A 17,730-nucleotide genomic window follows, 5' to 3' on the forward strand; every position below is an offset into this window, starting at 1 on the left:
GTGTCCAAATCGCCGGTGAGAGCACAGGCCAAGGGGGCTGAGCGGGTGGTTGCACGGCGCGATTCCGCTGTGGGCGAACAGGGCCTCACGGGAGCGAACAAAACGGCAAAGGCGACGAAGGTGTCCGATCCATCAGTGGCGGAGAACCCCGCCCAGAAGACCACGGCTCCGGCGAAGAAGGCCGCACCGACAAGAAGGACCCCGACGGCGAGGAAGACGACCGCGGCGCGAGGGACGACAGGCGCGCAGACATCGACGGCGGGCGTGGCGGCCGCGGGGGCAGCGGCGCAAGGGACGCCCCGGGCCCCAAAGCCCGCCGCGACCGCCGCCAAGCCCCCCAAGCCCGAGTCCCACACCGCCCTGGTCCGTCGCGCCCGCCGTATCAACCGCGAGCTCGCCGAGGTGTACCCGTACGCCCACCCGGAGCTGGACTTCGAGAACTCCTTCCAGTTGATCATCGCGACTGTCCTGTCCGCGCAGACGACCGACCTGCGGGTCAACCAGACGACACCGGCGCTGTTCGCGAAGTACCCGACCCCCGAGGACCTGGCCGCGGCCAACCCGGAGGAGGTCGAGGAGATCCTGCGGCCGTGCGGGTTCTTCCGGGCCAAGACGAAGTCGGTGACAGGGCTGTCGAAGGCCCTGGTGGAGAACCACAACGGCGAGGTCCCCGGCCGCCTCGAAGACCTCGTCAAGCTGCCCGGCGTCGGCCGCAAGACCGCCTTCGTCGTGTTGGGCAATGCCTTCGGCCGGCCCGGGATCACCGTGGACACGCACTTCCAGCGGCTCGTACGACGCTGGAGGTGGACCGAGGCGACCGACCCGGACAAGATCGAGGCGGCCGTCGGCGCGCTCTTCCCGAAGAGCGAGTGGACGATGCTGTCGCACCACGTGATCTTCCACGGCCGCCGTATCTGCCACGCCCGGAAACCGGCCTGCGGCGCCTGCCCCATCGCCCCGCTCTGCCCGGCGTTCGGCGAGGGCGAGACGGACCCCGAGAAGGCCAGGAAGCTCCTCAAGTACGAGAAGGGCGGCTTCCCGGGCCAGCGCCTCAAGCCCCCGCAGTCGTACCTGGACGCGGGTGGCATCCCGGCCCCGCCGCTGGGAGCAGCCGGATGACGGTCCAGACGGAGCGATCCGGCGCACAGCCTCCCCGGCCTGTCGCGAGCCACCCACAAGGGGGACGCGCGGCTGGAGCGGAACGATCGGTGGGCCTCCGGGCGTTGGGACCGGAAGAACGACGGGGGTGGGTATGACACGCGCGAGCCGGACGGACGGCGGTACGGACACCGACGGGCACCACGCCCGGGACGGGCACCTGGGCCTGGACAAGGCGGGCCTGCCCGCCTGGCTGGACCCGGTGGTGCGCGTCGCGGAGACGGTCGAGCCGTTGCAGCTGAGCCGCTTCCTGCCGCCGGAGAACGGCTCGGGGCGGCAGTCGGCGGTCCTGATCCTGTTCGGCGACGGCCAGGACGGGCCCGAGCTGCTGCTCATGGAGCGTGCCGGCTCGCTCAGATCGCACGCGGGACAGCCGTCCTTCCCCGGCGGCGCCCTCGACCCGGAGGACGGCGACCCGCGGACCGACGGCCCGCTGCGGGCCGCCCTGCGCGAGGCCGAGGAGGAGACCGGCCTCGACCCCGCCGGCGTCCAGCTCTTCGGCGTGCTGCCAAAGCTGTACATCCCGGTCAGCGGCTTCGTCGTGACCCCCGTCCTGGGGTGGTGGCGGGAGCCGACGCCGGTCCGGGTGGTGGATCCGAACGAGACGGCCCGCGTCTTCACCGTGCCCGTGGCGGATCTCACGGATCCGGCCAACAGAGCCACCGCCATTCACCCTCGGGGCTACGCGGGTCCGGCATTTCTGGTCGAATCGGCCTTGGTGTGGGGTTTCACGGCCGGAGTGATCGACCGTCTGCTGCACTACGCGGGCTGGGAGCGCCCCTGGGACCGAGACAAGCAGGTCCCGCTCGACTGGCGCTCATGACAGGGTGTCTGCCGTGCTGCGTCTTTTGGGGCCCGTTGCGTCCCCCTGTCGCCGCGCGGCGGTCCGGACCCCCGGCCGGCCTGTAGTGATCGCGAAGTGACGAGGCGAGGCTTGAAGCGGTGAACGTGCTGGACATCCTGTTGCTGGTCGCCGCCGTCTGGTTCGCGATCGTGGGGTACCGACAGGGCTTCGTCGTCGGCATCCTGTCGGTGATCGGCTTTCTCGGCGGCGGCCTCGTCGCGGTCTACGCCCTGCCCGTCATCTGGGACTGGATGACCGACAACTCGGAAGTCAGCACGGCCGCCGCCGTCGTCGCGGTGGTCATCGTGATTGTCTGCGCCTCGGTCGGCCAGGCCCTGACCACCCACCTCGGCAACAAGGTGCGCCGGTACATCACCTGGTCCCCGGCCCGCGCCCTGGACGCCACCGGCGGCGCCCTCGTCAACGTCGTGGCGATGCTCCTGGTGGCCTGGCTGATCGGTTCCGCACTCGCCGGGACGACGCTGCCGACGCTCGGCAAGGAGGTCCGTAACTCCAAGGTGCTGCAGGGCGTGGCCGGGGCCCTGCCCAACCAGGCCGACACCTGGTTCGCGGACTTCTCCTCGGTCCTCACGCAGAACGGTTTCCCGCAGGTCTTCAGCCCGTTCTCGAACGAGCCGATCACCGACGTCCAGCCCCCCGACCCGGCGCTCGCGAGCAGCCCGGTCGCCCAGAGTGCCAAGCGGTCCATCGTCAAGGTCATGGGCACCGCCCAGAGTTGCGGCAAGGTCCTCGAAGGCACCGGCTTCGTCTTCGGTGAGCGCCGGGTGATGACCAACGCGCACGTGGTCGGCGGAGTCGACGAACCCACCGTCCAGATCGGCGGTGAGGGCCGCAAGTACGACGCCAAGGTCGTCCTCTACGACTGGGAGCGCGACATCGCCGTACTGGACGTGCCGGGCCTGAAGGCGCCCGTGCTGCGGTTCACCACCAAGGACGCCGTCAGCAGCGACGACGCGATCGTGGCGGGCTTCCCGGAGAACGGCGCGTACGACGTGCGCCCCGCGCGCGTGCGCGGTCGCATCACGGCCAACGGCGCCGACATCTACAAGCGCGGCACCGTCCACCGCGATGTCTACTCGCTGTACGCGACCGTCCGCCAGGGCAACTCCGGCGGCCCGCTGCTCACCCCCGAGGGCAAGGTGTACGGCGTGGTCTTCGCGAAGTCCCTCGACGACCCGGAGACCGGTTACGCGCTCACCGCGGACGAGATCGAGGAGGACATCGCCAAGGGCCGTACGGCCAACCAGCAGGTGGACAGCGACAGCTGCGCGCTCTGAGGCCGGGCGATGCCCGTGTGGTGAGACCCGGTGAGGGTCGTCCCGTAAGAGTCAGGGACGAGGATGGCGCAGCCGGGCCGAGACCCAGCGGGCCCGGCGGCGCAGGATGCGCGGAATGCCCAGCCGGGGATCCGTGCCCGGCACTTGCGGGGCGCCCCTCTGGTGGGAGCTCAGGCCCGCGGCCGAGCGGCGGTTGCGTGCTGCGTCACTGTAGTCGTGCGTCCAGCCCATACCCCGACGTGTGCCCCCGCCCCAAGGTCGATAACCGCCCCCACGCCCCCCAATTGGCCTATGCGCCGGGCAAGTGGCTGTTCGTGGAACAGGTGTTCACGTCCGGGCCGGTGCCCGCCGTTCACCGGTCGGGCTCGGGGTCCTTCAGCCAGTTGATGAGTTCGGCCGAGAACGCCACCGGGTCCTCCTCGTGCGGGAAGTGGCCCAGGCCGTCGAACAGCCGCCAACGGTACGGCGCTTCGACGTACTCCCCGGACCCGGCCGCGCTGCGCGTCCGCATCACCGGGTCGAGCGAACCGTGCAGATGGAGCGTGGGCACGCGCACCGGGCGCTTCATCCGGCGGTTGAACTGGATGCCGTCCGGGCGGGCCATGGACCGCACCATCCACCGGTACGGCTCGATGGAGCAGTGCGCCGTCGACGGGATGCACATCGCCCGCCGGTACGCCTCCACGGCCTCGTCGTCGGGCAGCCGCGGCCCCGACCAGTCCCGGATGAGCCGGCCGACCAGCGCGCCGTCGTCGGCGGTGAGTTGCCGCTCGGGGACCCAGGGCCGCTGGAAGCCCCAGATGTAGGAGCCTGCGGACGTCTGCTTGACGTCCGAGAGCATCGCCGAGCGCCAGCGCCGCGGATGCGGCATCGAGGCCACCGCGAGCCGCCGTACGAGCTTGGGGCGCATCACGGCCGCCGTCCACGCCAGATAGCCGCCCAGGTCGTGGCCGACCAGCGCGGCGTCGGGCTCGCCGAGGGACCGTACGACCCCGGTGATGTCGAGGGCGAGGTTCGCGGGGTCGTAACCCCGGGGCGTGCGGTCGCTGCCGCCGACCCCGCGCAGGTCCATGGCCACGGCCCGGAAGCCCGCGTCGGCGAGGGCGACCAGTTGGTGCCGCCAGGTCCACCAGAACTGCGGGAAGCCGTGCAGCAGCAGCACCAGCGGCCCGTCGCCCATCTCGGCGATGTGGAAGCGTGCGCCGTTGGCGGCCACGTCCCGGTGGATCAGCCCCTTCGCGCCGGGCACGTCGAGCCGTACGGGAGACGCGGGCTGATTCGAGGGGGCGGCCGGGGCGGTCGCGGGGTCGGTCATGACGTCGAGCGTGCCACAGCTTCGACGGCGTCGTCGGCCGGGCCGGGCCGACGGGGGTGGGGCTTGGCGTTCTGCAGCACGCCCGCCGTCTGCTTCATCGAGGCGGCGACCTTCTGCGGGCCCTTCCCCTTCTTGGCCTTCTTCGAGAAGACGACGCCGATGAGCGTCAGCACGAGGGCGACCACGACATTCGCCGCGAACGACAGCAGGAAGCAGATCGCCAGGTTCCAGTCGCTCCAGGTGCGGATGCCGTACGCCAGGGCGAAGCTCAGCATCGGCAGGGAGAAGATCAGCACCGCGCCGGCCGCCGTGAACGCCCCGCCGCCGACCACGCCTCGCTTGACGTCCTGCCTGAGCTGGGCCTTGGCCAGCGCGATCTCGTCGTGCACCAGCGCGGACATCTCGGCCGTCGCCGAGGCGAACAACTGGCCGACACTGCGTTCGGCTCCGACCGGGCTGCCGTCGGGTGCGCTCATCGGGGTCTCCCTCATATGCGTGTGTACGGTCCTGTCAGATCATGCCGGACCGTTGTCGCCGTCGCCTGCCCCGCCCGCCACTTCGGCAAGCCTGCGGTGCTCGGCGGCCTTGCGTTCGTACATCTCGGCCATGCGCAGGTGGTACGCCGGGTCGTCCTGTTCGTAGATGTCGGGGATGCCGTCGAGGTCGTCGTCGCGCTCCTCGGCGGCCCACAGGGCCTGGTACTTGGCGTTGCGTACCTTCAACAGGACGGTCGCGAGGACCGCCGCGATGAGGGAACCGGTGAGGACGGCCGCCTTGACGCCGTCGGTGAGGGTCCGGTCCCCCTCGAAGGCCAGTTCGCCGATGAGCAGCGACACGGTGAAGCCGATCCCGGCGAGGGAGGCGACCGCGAAGACGTCCGGCCAGGCCAGCTCCTCGGAGAGCGAGGCCCGGGTGAAGCGGGCGGTCAGCCAGGTCCCGCCGAAGATCCCCACTGCCTTGCCGACGACCAGCCCCAGCACCACCCCGAGAGTCTCCGGCTGGGTGAACACCTTCCCGAGCGCACTGCCCGACACCGCGACACCTGCGCTGAACAGGGCGAACAGCGGCACCGCCAGACCGGCGGACAGAGGGCGCACGATGTGCTCGATGCGCTCACCGGGGGAGCGCTCCTCACCTTCGCGCCGAGTGCAGCGCAGCATCAAGCCCATCGCGACACCGGCGATGGTGGCGTGGACGCCGCTGTTGTACATCAGCCCCCAGATGACGAGGGCGAGCGGCATGTACACGTACCACCCGCGCACGCCCTTCCGCAGCAGCAGCCAGAAGACGGCGAGACCGGCGAAGGCACCGCCGAGCGCGGCGAAGTCGAGGCTGTCGGTGAAGAACACCGCGATGATCAGGATCGCGAACAGGTCGTCGACGACGGCGAGGGTGAGCAGGAAGGCGCGCAGCGCGTTCGGCAACGACGTGCCGATGACGGCGAGCACGGCCAGCGCGAAGGCGATGTCGGTCGCCGTGGGCACCGCCCAGCCGGCCAGGGAGCCGCCGCCGGTGAGATTGGTGAGCGTGTAGACGAGCGCCGGTACGGCCATGCCGCACAGCGCGGCGACGACGGGTAGCGCGGCCGCCTTGGGATCCCTGAGGTCACCGGCGACCAGCTCGCGCTTGAGCTCGATGCCGGCGACGAAGAAGAAGACCGCGAGAAGTCCGTCCGCCGCCCAGTGAGCGAGGGACAGGTTGAGGCCGAGGGCTTCCGGACCGAAGTGGAAGTGGCTGAGACTCTCGTAGCTGTCGTGCAGCGCGGGGACGTTGACCCAGACCAGCGCGGTGACGGCGGCCAGGAGCAGCAGCACACCACCGACGGTCTCCGTGCGCAGCGCGTCCGCCACGAAGGTCCGCTCGGGCAGGGAGAGCCGGCCGAAGACCTTGCGGGTGGGGTTGGTGCGGGGCGCGGCCACGGCGGGGACCTCCGGTCGGTGGGCAGGACGGAACACTTGCCGACCAGACTTCCCGGCGCACCTATTTGCTTAGCCTACCTAAAGTGCCCGATGCTTTCCCGTTCGACGCCGAAAGGGCACCCGGCGCGCTGGTCACCGGGTGCCCTTCAGGGCCGTACGTAATCATCAGGCCTCGACGTACGCGATCTCAGTCCTCGCTCGGCGCCGCCGGCAGCTTGGCCTGGATGAGGTCCATGACGGTGGAGTCGGTCAGCGTGGTGACGTCACCGAGCTGCCGGTTCTCCGCCACGTCACGCAGCAGTCGCCGCATGATCTTTCCGGAGCGGGTCTTCGGCAGCTCCTGCACCGGGAGTACCCGCTTCGGCTTGGCGATCGGGCCGAGGGCTGCGCCCACGTGGTTACGGAGGTCGGCGACGAGGTTCTCGTCCTCGGCGTTCGCCGTACCGCGCAGGATCACGAACGCCACGATCGCCTGACCGGTGGTCTCGTCGGCGGCGCCGACCACGGCCGCCTCGGCCACGGACGGGTGTGAGACGAGCGCGGACTCCACCTCGGTCGTCGAGATGTTGTGGCCCGACACGAGCATCACGTCGTCGACGCGCCCGAGGAGCCAGATGTCCCCGTCGTCGTCCTTCTTCGCCCCGTCACCGGCGAAGTACTTGCCCTCGAACCGCGACCAGTATGTGTCGAGGAACCGCTGGTCGTCGCCCCAGATGGTGCGCAGCATCGACGGCCACGGCTCGGTGAGGACCAGATAGCCACCGCCGCCGTTCGGCACCTCGTTCGCCTCGTCGTCGACGACGGTCGCGGAGATGCCCGGCAGTGGCGTCTGCGCGGAGCCGGGCTTGGCCGCCGTCACACCGGGCAGCGGCGAGATCATCATCGCGCCGGTCTCGGTCTGCCACCAGGTGTCCACGATCGGCGTCGCGTCGGCACCGATGTGCTTGCGGTACCAGATCCACGCCTCGGGGTTGATGGGCTCGCCGACGGACCCGAGGACGCGGAGGGAGGACAGGTCGAACTTCGCGGGGATGTCGTCGCCCCACTTCATGAACGTACGGATGGCCGTGGGCGCCGTGTAGAGGATCGTCACCCCGTACTTCTGCACGATCTCCCAGAAGCGGCCCTGGTGCGGGGTGTCCGGCGTGCCCTCGTACATGACCTGCGTCGCGCCGTTCGCCAGCGGCCCGTAGACGATGTACGAGTGGCCGGTGACCCAGCCGACGTCGGCCGTGCACCAGTACACGTCCCGCTCCGGCTTGAGGTCGAAGACGGCGTGGTGGGTGTACGACGTCTGGGTGAGGTAGCCGCCGGAGGTGTGCAGGATGCCCTTGGGCTTACCCGTCGTTCCGGACGTGTAGAGGATGAACAGCGGGTGCTCGGCCCCGAAGGCCTCGGGGGTGTGCTCGGTGCTCTGCCGGTCGACGATCTCGTGCCACCACACGTCACGGGAGTCGTCCCAGGCGACGTCCTGGCCGGTGCGGCGGACGACGAGGACGTGCTCGACATTGCCCGCTTTGGTGACCGCCTCGTCCACGGCCGGCTTGAGCGCGGACGGCTTGCCGCGTCGGTAGCCGCCGTCGGAGGTGATGACCACCTTGGCGTCGGCGTCCTGGATACGGGTCGCGAGCGCGTCCGCGGAGAAGCCGCCGAAGACGACGGAGTGCGCGGCGCCGATCCGGGCGCAGGCGAGCATCGCCACGGCCGTCTCCGGGATCATCGGCATGTAGACCGCGACCCGGTCGCCCGCCTGAACGCCCAGTTCCAGCAGGGCGTTCGCTGCCTTGCTCACCTCGTCCTTGAGCTCGGTGTAGGTGATGGCCCGGCTGTCGCCGGGCTCGCCCTCGAAGTGGATGGCGACCCGGTCGCCGTTGCCGGCCTCGACATGCCGGTCGACGCAGTTGTACGCGACATTGAGCTCGCCGTCCTTGAACCACTTGGCGAACGGCGGGTTCGACCAGTCCAGCGTCTCGGTCGGCTCCTTGGCCCAGGTCAGCCGACGGGCCTGCGTGGCCCAGAAGCCGAGCCTGTCAGCCCTGGCCTGCTCGTACGCCTCGGCCGTGACGTTGGCGTTCGCGGCCAGGTCAGCGGGCGGCGCGAAGCGTCGCTCCTCCTTCAAGAGGTTGGCCAGGCTTTCGTTGCTCACGACATCTCCCTTTCCCAGGGTGTCCGTTGTGTCCCAGGCCACAGCTCATCAGACCCGGACCCCCGATGACAAGGGCCTTCTTCGGATTGGTTTAGACCTGTGGGCGGGTGGCCCTGCGGCCAGGACGCCACCCGTTCCCACGGACCGGGACGGAATTCGGTTCACGCGCGCGTGTCGTGCAGTACCGTCCCGGTCGGGTCGGCCGCCACGGCCGTTCCTGCGACTTGGTCGAAGACTCCGCTGTCCGGGGCTTCCTCGGTGAGCAGGTACGCCTGTGCCTCGCCCACATGGAAGTACATCCCGTGCAGTTCGAGCGCGCCCTCGCTCAGGGCGCGGGCGACGGCGTCATGGGCCCGCAGGTGTTCCAACTGCTGGATGACGTTGGTCAGGCAGAGCTGTTCGATGGCGTCGGCGGGTTCGCGGCCGGCGAGTCGGGCCCAGGGCCTGTTCCTGTCGGTCGCGCGGTCCAGGCTGGGCCTGCCGTGCCGCAGCCAGCGCTTGAGCGGCGTCTGGGCGCCGTTCTGGTCGGTCGTGAGCAGGGCCTGCATCGCGCCGCAGCCGGAATGCCCGCAGATCGTGATGGACCGTACGTTCAGCACGTCCACCGCGTACTCGATCGCGGCCGCCACCGAGTCGTCGCCGCTCTCCTCGCCGGGCAGCGGCACGAGGTTGCCGACATTGCGTACGACGAAGAGGTCGCCGGGGCCGCTGGAGGTGATCATCGAGGTGACGAGCCGGGAGTCGGCGCAGGTCAGGAAGAGCTGCGAGGGCTGCTGTCCCTCGCGCGCCAGCCGGGCCAGCTCGCCGCGCACCAGGTGAGCGGTGTTGCGCTGGAACGCGCTGATGCCGCGTGCCAGTTGATGACCGCGCGGGCCCTCGGCGGCCTCCTCCTGCGGTGTGCCCGCGGCCGGGGTGGCCGGGGCCTCGCACTGGTGGTTGCGCCATGGCGTCCAGGGCCGGCAGCGGCAGCCGGCCGCCGAGGTGCTGGCGGGTTCGGCGATACGCGTGCCGGCGCGGCCGGTGATCTCCACGGAGCCGCCGCGCGCGTGGTGTGCGTGCTGCCAGTCCTGCAGCGACTCGTACGCCGCGTGGTCCATGAACGACCCGTCCAGCTCCACGACCACGGCGGCCCCCTGGGGGACCTGGTGCAGGGCGCGGCTGAGGCGGGGCACGGCGAGGAACGTCAACTGCCCTCGTACGTGGACGTGATGGACTCCCTCCTTGTCCTCGTGGGTGATACGGGTGCGGGTGAGGCGGTGCAGGGCGACGCCGACGGCCACGGCGATGCCCAGCGCGACGCCTTCCAGGACGCCCAGGAGGACGACGCCGAGTGTGGTGACGGCGTAGACCAGCACCTCGCGGTGGCGGGTGACCGTGCGGATGTGGTGCAGGGACACCATCTGGACCCCGACAGCCATCACCAGGGCGGCGAGTGAGGCGAGGGGGATCAGCTCCAGGACGGGGATCAGGAGCAGTGCGGCCGCTACTACCCAAACGCCGTGCAGCATCGTGGAGTTCCGGCTGATGGCGCCGGTGTGCACATTGGCCGCGCTGCGTACGGCGACGCCGGTGACCGGCAGGCCGCCGAGGGCGCCGGAGACCACATTGGCGGCGCCTTGGCCGCGTAGTTCCCGGTCGAGGTCGGAGCGGGGGACACGGGGTTCGCCGCGGGCGGTGGCGAGCTTGTCGACGGCCACGGCGGAGAGCAGGGACTCGACACTGCCGACCAGGGTGATGGTGAGGACCGCCGCCGCGATACCCAGGACGGGGCCATCGGGCAGCTGCGGCAGTGCGTGGCTGGACCAGGACGGCAGGTCCACGCGGGCGAGGTGCAGCCCGGTGAGCGCGGCCACGGCTGTGGCGGCGGCCACGGCGATCAGGGCTGCCGGAATCCGTCGTACGGCGCGGCCGACGCGCCCCGGGATGCGGGGCCAGGCCAGCAGAACGGCGAGGGTGAGCGCGCTGAGGGACAGAGCGCCGGGGTGCAGGTTGGCCAACTGGGCGGGCAGCGCGCCGACGTTGGCGACGACGGAGCTCTGCGGGGTGCCGCCGAGCACGATGTGCAGCTGGGCGACGGCGATGGTGACGCCGATGCCGGCGAGCATGCCGTGCACGATCGCGGGGCTGACGGCGAGCGCCGAGCGGGCCACGCGCAGGTGGCCCAGGCTCAGTTGGGTGAGGCCGGCGAGGACGGTGATGGCGCAGGTGGTGCGCCAGCCGTACTGGTGGATGAGGTCGGCGGTGACGACGGTGAGACCGGCCGCCGGGCCGCTGACCTGGAGGGGGGAGCCGCCCAGGCGCCCGGCGACGAGGCCGCCGACGGCGGCGGCGACAAGGCCGGCCTGGAGCGGTGCGTCGGTGGCGAGGGCGATGCCCAGCGACAGGGGGAGGGCGATCAGGAAGACCGCGATGGAGGCGGACAGATCGTCGGCCGCGATACGGAAACGGCGGCGCGGGCCCTCCGGGGGGCTTTGCGGTTGGTGATCAGGCTCCGTCCGGTTCGAGTCCGGATCGGTGGCGTGGGTGGGGACGCAGGCGGACATGTTCTCCCGTCTCCTCCGGGGCTGCGCGGTCGCGTCGGTTCGCGGCCGTGGGTCACGGCGTACTACGGCGGGATTTCTCAACGCTCAGTAAACGAATCGTAATGCAGAGTAAAGGAAATACAAGGACATTAGCGGCAAATGGGTGATGATGTCACTCGCGATGATGAATGAAGCCTTTCGTCGGCTTGTCGTATTAATTTCGATAGGAACTCTGTGTGACCTTGGCCGCTCTGCCCCTGAGCGAAGGAAGAAGGTGGGCGGAAATGGCCGTCACCCAGAGGATCGCCGCCGGTGTCACGCTCGCCGCGACCTGCGCCGCGGCATTCGCCGGATGCGGGCTTGGTGAGCCGACAGTCGGCTCACCCGGTGCGAACACAACGGAGAAGGAGGGCGGGCGGGGCGTACCCGCCACGAAGGAGGGCGCCGCTGCGCCGCCCAAGGCCGCGGTCCGGCTGATCGGCGACGGCTCCACCGCGTACACCGGTGTCCAGCCGCATCTGCCCAGACCCGAACGGCTGAAGCCCGGCCAGAAGCCCCCGCAGTTCGTGGTCTTCTCCTGGGACGGGGCGGGGGAGGACGGCCAACGGCTTTTCTCGCACTTCCGCAAGGTCGCCCGCGCCAACGACGCGACGATGACGTACTTCCTCAGTGGCGTGTACATGCTGCCCGAGGAGAAGCGGGACCTGTACCGCCCGCCCCAGCACTCACCGGGCCGCTCCGACATCGGCTTCAACGACGTGCGTGGAATCAAGGACACCGTGGACCAACTGCGCGGCGCGTGGCTGGAGGGCAACGAGATCGGCACGCACTTCAACGGCCACTTCTGCGGCCCCGGCGGCGGGGTCGGCGAATGGTCGGTCGAGGAGTGGAAGAGCGAGATCGCCCAGGCCAAGTCGTTCGTGAAGGCCTGGAAGACCAACACCGGCACGGAGCAGGCCGAACCTCTGCCGTTCGACTACGACAAGGAGCTGATCGGCGCCCGCACACCCTGCCTCGAGGGCCAGAAGAACTTCATGCGGGCCGCCCGTGAACTGGGCTTGCGCTACGACACCAGCGGCGTCAACAACCAGGTCTGGCCCGAGAAGAAGGACGGGCTGTGGGACCTGTCGATGCAACTCGTCCCCGTCCCGGGGCGTGACTTCGAGACGCTGACCATGGACTACAACTTCTACATGAACCAGTCCGGAGCCCGGGCGGGCGCTCCGGCCAAACAGGAGCACTGGGGCGACCAGTTCCGTGACGGGCTGCTCGCGGGCTTCGAGCGCGCCTACGAGGGCAACCGTGCGCCCCTGATCATCGGCAACCACTTCGAGTCCTGGAACGGCGGCGTCTACATGCGGGCCGTCGAGGAGACCATCGAGACGGTCTGCGGCAAGGCCGAGGTGCGCTGCGTCTCCTTCCGGCAACTCGCCGACTGGCTCGATGCCCAGGACCCGAAGGTCCTGGACAGGCTGCGCACCCTGGAGGTCGGTCAGTCCCCGAAGACGGGCTGGAAGACCTTCCTCTCCGCCGGACCGGCACCGGCCCCGAAGGGCGTTCCGGGGGCTCCGGCGGGCAAGCCGTAGCCGCGCTCACACGGGAGCGGCGACCCCTTCGCCGAGCACGAACTCGGGGTCGATCTGCGCCGCCAGGTCGGCCCCGGTCCGTTCGTTGCCCCAACTGGTCGCGTTCTTCAGGTGGAAGTGCACCATCTGGCGCGTGTAGCGCTCCCAGTCGCGCAGCTCGTACGTGGCGTCCGCAGCCTCGTGAAGGGCGCGCAGGGAGCGGCGGTTCGGCTCCTCCAGGTGCTCGAAGCGGGGCGGGCGGCCCTTCTCCAGGGCGCGCACCCAGTCCGAGTGCCCGAGGGTGACCAGCAGGTCGTCCCCGACCTCGGCGCGCAGGAAGTCCAGGTCGTCCTGGCCGTGCACCTTGTTCCCGACCACCCTCAGGGCGACGCCGTAGTCACTGGCGTACTCCTTGTACTGGCGGTAGACGGAGACCCCTCTCCGGGTCGGCTCGGCGACGAGGAACGTCATGTCGAAGCGGGTGAACATGCCGGACGCGAAGGAGTCGGAACCGGCCGTCATGTCGACCACCACGTACTCGTCGCGGCCGTCCGCCAGGTGGTTCAGGAACAGCTCCACCGCTCCCGTTTTGGAGTGGTAGCAGGCGACCCCCAGGTCGGCGTCGGTGAAGGGGCCGGTGACCATCAAACGGATCGCACCGCCGTCGAGTTCCACCGGGCGGGCGCAGGCGTCGTAGATCGCGTTGGGCTCGCAGACCCGCACCAGGCGTGAGCCGTCGCCGGGCGGGGTGGTCTTGATCATCGTCTCGGCGGAGGCGATCCGCGGGTTGGAGCCGCGCAGATGGTTCTTGATCAGTGACAGCCGGTCGCCCATCGCGGGCAGTTCGGCGGCCTCCGACTCGTCGAGGCCGAGGGCGGCGCCCAGGTGCTGGTTGATGTCGGCGTCAATGGCGACGACCGGCGCTCCGGAGGCGGCGAGATGGCGGATGAACAGGGAGGACAGCGTGGTCTTGCCACTCCCGCCCTTGCCGACGAAAGCAATTTTCATGTTCACCAAGGGTAGGGGGGTGATCGCCAAGGGTGGTCATATGGTGGTGGAAGACCACTCCTTCGAGGGGTCGGCCGCAGGAAGGGGCGCGTCAGCCCGATGAGGGGTGGCGGTCGGGTGACGGGCGGGCGCGCGTAGGGTCGTACTCATGAGTACGACAGGTGCGGCCGCCGATCCGCTGGCGGCCCTGGGAGAGCTTCCCGGTGTGGCCGAATCCGTGGAGTCCGTGCGCAAGGCCGTGGACCGGGTCTACGGCCACCGCGTCATGCGACGTCGAAGCAACGCGGTCACCTCGGAGGCCGCCCTGCGCGGCGCGCGCGGGTCGGCGGCGCTGTCCGGTGCCGACTGGGCCCTCGAAGAGGTGCGCCGTCGTACCGACTTCAGCGGTCAGGACGGCGACGACGAGGCCCGTGCCATGGGTGCCGCGCTGCGGCTGACCGCCGAGGCGGGACAGCTGCTGTCCATCTGGCGGCAGTCGCCCCTCCGGGTGCTGGCCCGGTTGCACCTGGTGGCGGCCGGACGCGATGACGCGCGCGTGGGACGGCCCCGACAGGACGGCGAGCCCGTCGACGAGCCCCTCGTCGAGCTGCCCCTGCCGGGCGCCGCCGAGGTCGCCGGCCGGCTCGACGGCCTCGCGGAACTGATCATCAAGGGCAGTTCGGCCCCGGCCCTGGTGACCGCTGCCGTCGTCCACGGCGAGCTGCTCGCCCTGCGGCCTTTCGGCTTCCACAACGGCCTCGTCGCGCGCGCGGCCGAGCGCATCGTCCTGATCGGCAGCGGCCTCGACCCCAAGTCGGTCTGCCCGGCGGAGGTCGGCCACGCGGAGCTCGGCCGCGCCGCCTATCTCGCCGCCCTCGACGGCTATGTCTCCGGCACCCCGGCGGGGATGGCCGCCTGGATCGCCCACTGCGGCAGGGCGGTCGAACTGGGGGCGCGCGAGTCGACGGCGGTGTGCGAGGCGCTGCAGCGCGGGGCGGCGTAGGAGTCCGGAAAAGGGTTGCGGCGGTACGAGAATTCGTACCGCCGCTGGCATGTTCACCCGGTTACCAAGCGTCCTCGATATATTGCCCATCAGGCCGGGAAACTGTGGCCCGTGACCTGGTGCGGCTGGCCCGTAATCGACGGGTCGACGTCGCGTGGGTGCCCGGTGTTCATGCTGGGTCCGTGGGGCCAAAATGAGTTTTTAAAGGTGATCCTTTCGGATGTCCTTTGGTCTCGCGGGCCTTAAATCCTTTCTACTCCAGGACCGGAGCAAGCGGAAGCCCTCGATGCGCTTCTTTACTTTTGGGTTCAAAGAGGGTGATTCGGCTGCCGATGCGGCGACCGCAGGTCAGGCGGCCGCCACCCGGCGCCGGCTCGCGTACCAGACGAGCCCCGCGGTGGCGGCCGCGGCTCCTATGGCGGCGGCCGCGAGGAGCGCGGGCCGCGGCCGTACGGCCAGCCGCTGCTTGAGGCGCACCGGGCGGTGGAAGTCGAGAATGGGCCACCCGCGCGCGAGGGCCTCCTTGCGCAGCGTCCGGTCCGGGTTCACCGCGTGCGGGTGTCCCACGGCCTCCAGCATCGGCAGGTCCGTCGCCGAATCGCTGTACGCGAAGCAGTGCGCGAGGTCGTACTCCTCGGACTCGGCCAGCTCCCGGATCGCCTCGGCCTTGGTCGGGCCATACGCGTAGTACTCCACCTCGCCGGTGAAGCAGCCGTCGTCGCCGACGACCATCCGGGTCGCCACCACCCGGTCCGCGCCGAGGAGTTCGCCGATCGGTTCGACCACCTCGGCGCCGGAGGTGGAGACGATGACGACGTCCCGCCCGGCGATGTGGTGTTCCTCGATGAGGGACGCGGCCTCGTCGTAGATGATCGGGTCGATCAGGTCGTGAAGGGTCTCGGCGACGATGTCCTTCACTTGTTGGACGTTCCAACCCCGGCACAGTGCGGACAGGTACTTCCGCATCCGCTCCATCTGGTCGTGGTCGGCGCCGCCCGCGAGGAACACGAACTGGGTGTACGCCGTCCGCAGGGCGGCCCTGCGGTTGATCAGGCCGCCTTGGTAGAACGACTTGCTGAACGTGAGTGTGCTGGACTTCGCAATGACTGTCTTGTCCAGGTCGAAGAAGGCCGCTGTGCGGGGCAAGGAGTGGTTTTCCACGGGGCCGAGCATAGGCGCCCGCCATTCGGGCTAGTGTGGGGCGTGTGGGTTTGCCTGAGAGGCCTCTCGGGTACACCATGGAAGTCACGGATCGTTCGCGACCGTGCTAACCCGGCCCGGCTCCTCCCCCCCCGAGTCGGCCGTGGAGACGACCCCCACTCTCCCCCCCGGTGGGGGTCGTCGCATGTCCGGGTGCGTTTTCCCCTCCTCTTCCCAGCCCGCGAGGCGCTCTGGCGCTCTCGTGGGCTTTCCTCTGCCCCAGCACAGGATCCGTGACCGTGTGTAGCTGGGGTGCTGCGCTGCGGAAGTCGCGCGCAAGTCGCCTGTTCGGGTGACGGCGATATTCACAGGCGTCGAGTTGTCCACAGTTTTCGACCAAGATCCACACGATTTCCGGGATCGCTGCACCGTGATTCCAGCGCGTCCCGGCGGCGGCGAGTTCATGGCCGGTCCGGTTTCCCGGACGCGTACGGCCGGTTTCCGTCGGCCGCCCCTATGGCGGCCGATCACCGGCTCTTCACACAGGACTTGAAGACGGGCGCCCGGAACGCCGGGTGCCGTGGATACGGGCGTCCGGGCACGGGCGGGAGTCGCGGAGCGCCGGAGGGCGGGCCGCGGGGTTCGTGCGGGACGCAGCGAAGGGGGCTGGAGATCGTGGCGGGAGCCATCACCGACGACCGGGCGTCCGCCGCCGAGGGGCGGCAGGGCAGGCCGTTGATCGTCACCGAGGACGTGGAACTGCTGGACGACCTGCTGCGCCTGTGCGCGGCCGCGGGCGCCAGGCCGGAGGTCCACCACGGGGTGCCGGAGGGCCGGGGCCGGTGGGAGACTGCGCCGCTCGTGCTCGTCGGTGACGACGCGGCGCGGCGGCTGCGCGGGGCCGCGCGCAGACGAGGAGTGGTGCTCGTCGGCAAGGACCAGGACGACTCCGGGGTCTGGCAGCGGGCCGTGGAGATCGGCGCGGACCACGTCCTGATGCTGCCGGACGGCGAACAGTGGCTCGTCGACCGCATCGCCGACGTGGCCGAAGGGGTCGGCAGGCCCGCGCTCACCGTCGGAGTGATCGGCGGCCGTGGCGGCGCCGGCGCGTCCACACTGGCCTGTGCGCTCGCCGTCACCTCCGCGCGCGAGGGCAGGCGCACGCTCCTCGTGGACGCCGATCCACTGGGCGGCGGCCTCGACGTGCTCCTCGGCGGGGAGAGCGCCGAGGGACTGCGCTGGCCGGCCTTCGCCGCCTCGCGCGGCCGGGTCGGCGGAGGAGCCCTGGAGGAGTCGCTGCCCGAACTGCATTCCCTGCGCGTCCTCAGCTGGGACCGCGGCGACGCCGTCGCAGTCCCGCCCCAGGCGGTGCGCGCGGTCCTCGCCGCGGGCCGGCGGCGAGGGGGCGCGGTCGTCGTCGACCTGCCGCGCCGCATCGACGAGGGCGTCGCCGAGGCCCTCGCCCAGATCGATCTGGGCCTCCTGGTCGTTCCCGCCGAGCTGCGCGCGGTAGCCGCCGCCTCACGGGTCGCTTCCGCCTTCGGGATGGTCCTCCGTGACCTCCGCGTCGCGGTCCGGGGGCCGTATGCGCCGGGCCTCGACGACCACGAGATCGCCCGCCTCCTCGGCCTTCCCCTCGCCGGCGAAGTACCCGCCGAGGCCGGACTGCCGGACGGCGGCAAACCCCCGGGAGGCATCCCACGCGGGCCACTCGCGCGCTTCTGCGAGGGCTTCTGGGAGCGGGTGGCGGTCGGGGATGAGCACGGATGAGCGAGGGCACCGGGCGGTGGGGTGCCGGACGACGGCCGGGCGGTGGGAGCAGCGGCTCGCCGG

Annotated in this window: 14 protein-coding genes; 6 read left to right on the forward strand and 8 right to left on the reverse strand. The window is 70.5% G+C overall.

Annotated features, from left to right (window positions below; genetic code table 11):
• The first annotated feature begins 120 nt into the window (after positions 1-120).
• From nth to JIX55_RS29060, 3 genes are all read left to right on the forward strand, one after another.
• Entirely contained in the window at positions 121-1,119 is a 999-nt protein-coding gene (gene nth / locus JIX55_RS29050; RefSeq protein ID WP_257566207.1) for an endonuclease III, read from the forward strand.
• A 133-nt stretch (positions 1,120-1,252) separates the two neighbouring features.
• On the forward strand, positions 1,253-1,981 hold the full coding sequence (locus JIX55_RS29055; RefSeq protein WP_257566208.1) for an NUDIX hydrolase: 729 nt from the start codon (positions 1,253-1,255) through the stop codon (positions 1,979-1,981).
• Positions 1,982-2,100: 119 nt separating this feature from the next.
• Positions 2,101-3,300, forward strand: coding sequence for a MarP family serine protease (locus JIX55_RS29060; RefSeq protein WP_257566209.1), 1,200 nt, complete (start codon positions 2,101-2,103; stop codon positions 3,298-3,300).
• Between the two features lie 51 nt (positions 3,301-3,351).
• On the opposite strand, the gene JIX55_RS29065 is transcribed toward JIX55_RS29060, so the two are convergent.
• The 6 genes from JIX55_RS29065 to JIX55_RS29090 all read right to left on the reverse strand — a co-directional run bounded on the left by JIX55_RS29065 (position 3,352) and on the right by JIX55_RS29090 (position 11,223).
• Positions 3,352-3,531 carry a hypothetical protein gene (locus JIX55_RS29065; RefSeq protein ID WP_257566210.1) on the reverse strand — a complete coding sequence of 60 codons (180 nt, stop codon included), beginning with the start codon at positions 3,529-3,531 and terminating at the stop codon, positions 3,352-3,354.
• Positions 3,532-3,652: 121 nt separating this feature from the next.
• Positions 3,653-4,615: an alpha/beta fold hydrolase gene (locus tag JIX55_RS29070; RefSeq protein ID WP_257566211.1), complete on the reverse strand. Its 963-nt coding sequence runs from the start codon at positions 4,613-4,615 to the stop codon at positions 3,653-3,655.
• Positions 4,612-5,091: a phage holin family protein gene (locus JIX55_RS29075; protein WP_257566212.1), complete on the reverse strand. Its 480-nt coding sequence runs from the start codon at positions 5,089-5,091 to the stop codon at positions 4,612-4,614. The genes JIX55_RS29070 and JIX55_RS29075 overlap by 4 nt, the downstream gene beginning before the upstream one ends.
• Positions 5,092-5,130: 39 nt before the next feature.
• A complete protein-coding gene (nhaA, locus tag JIX55_RS29080; protein ID WP_257566213.1) occupies positions 5,131-6,534 on the reverse strand; it encodes a Na+/H+ antiporter NhaA in 1,404 nt (467 codons plus the stop codon).
• Positions 6,535-6,721: 187 nt separating this feature from the next.
• On the reverse strand, positions 6,722-8,680 hold the full coding sequence (gene acs, locus JIX55_RS29085; protein WP_257566214.1) for an acetate--CoA ligase: 1,959 nt from the start codon (positions 8,678-8,680) through the stop codon (positions 6,722-6,724).
• Positions 8,681-8,841: 161 nt separating this feature from the next.
• Positions 8,842-11,223, reverse strand: coding sequence for a bifunctional SulP family inorganic anion transporter/carbonic anhydrase (locus JIX55_RS29090; protein WP_257566215.1), 2,382 nt, complete (start codon positions 11,221-11,223; stop codon positions 8,842-8,844).
• Positions 11,224-11,486: 263 nt separating this feature from the next.
• Here JIX55_RS29090 and JIX55_RS29095 point away from each other — a divergent pair, with 263 nt between their 5' ends.
• A complete protein-coding gene (locus JIX55_RS29095; protein ID WP_257566216.1) occupies positions 11,487-12,788 on the forward strand; it encodes a hypothetical protein in 1,302 nt (433 codons plus the stop codon).
• 6 nt (positions 12,789-12,794) lie between these two features.
• Here the strand turns inward: JIX55_RS29095 and JIX55_RS29100 are convergent, their stop codons facing one another.
• Entirely contained in the window at positions 12,795-13,775 is a 981-nt protein-coding gene (locus tag JIX55_RS29100; protein WP_257566217.1) for an ATP-binding protein, read from the reverse strand.
• 148 nt (positions 13,776-13,923) lie between these two features.
• Here JIX55_RS29100 and JIX55_RS29105 point away from each other — a divergent pair, with 148 nt between their 5' ends.
• A complete protein-coding gene (locus tag JIX55_RS29105) occupies positions 13,924-14,757 on the forward strand; it encodes an oxidoreductase (protein ID WP_257566218.1) in 834 nt (277 codons plus the stop codon).
• Between the two features lie 348 nt (positions 14,758-15,105).
• Here the strand turns inward: JIX55_RS29105 and JIX55_RS29110 are convergent, their stop codons facing one another.
• Entirely contained in the window at positions 15,106-15,930 is an 825-nt protein-coding gene (locus JIX55_RS29110) for an HAD family hydrolase (protein ID WP_257566219.1), read from the reverse strand.
• A 642-nt stretch (positions 15,931-16,572) separates the two neighbouring features.
• Between JIX55_RS29110 and ssd the strand changes: the two genes are divergently transcribed.
• Positions 16,573-17,667 carry a septum site-determining protein Ssd gene (ssd, locus tag JIX55_RS29115; protein ID WP_257566220.1) on the forward strand — a complete coding sequence of 365 codons (1,095 nt, stop codon included), beginning with the start codon at positions 16,573-16,575 and terminating at the stop codon, positions 17,665-17,667.
• Positions 17,668-17,730 lie beyond the last annotated feature (63 nt).

Source organism: Streptomyces sp. DSM 40750 (assembly GCF_024612035.1).
Taxonomy (GTDB): Bacteria; Actinomycetota; Actinomycetes; order Streptomycetales; family Streptomycetaceae; genus Streptomyces.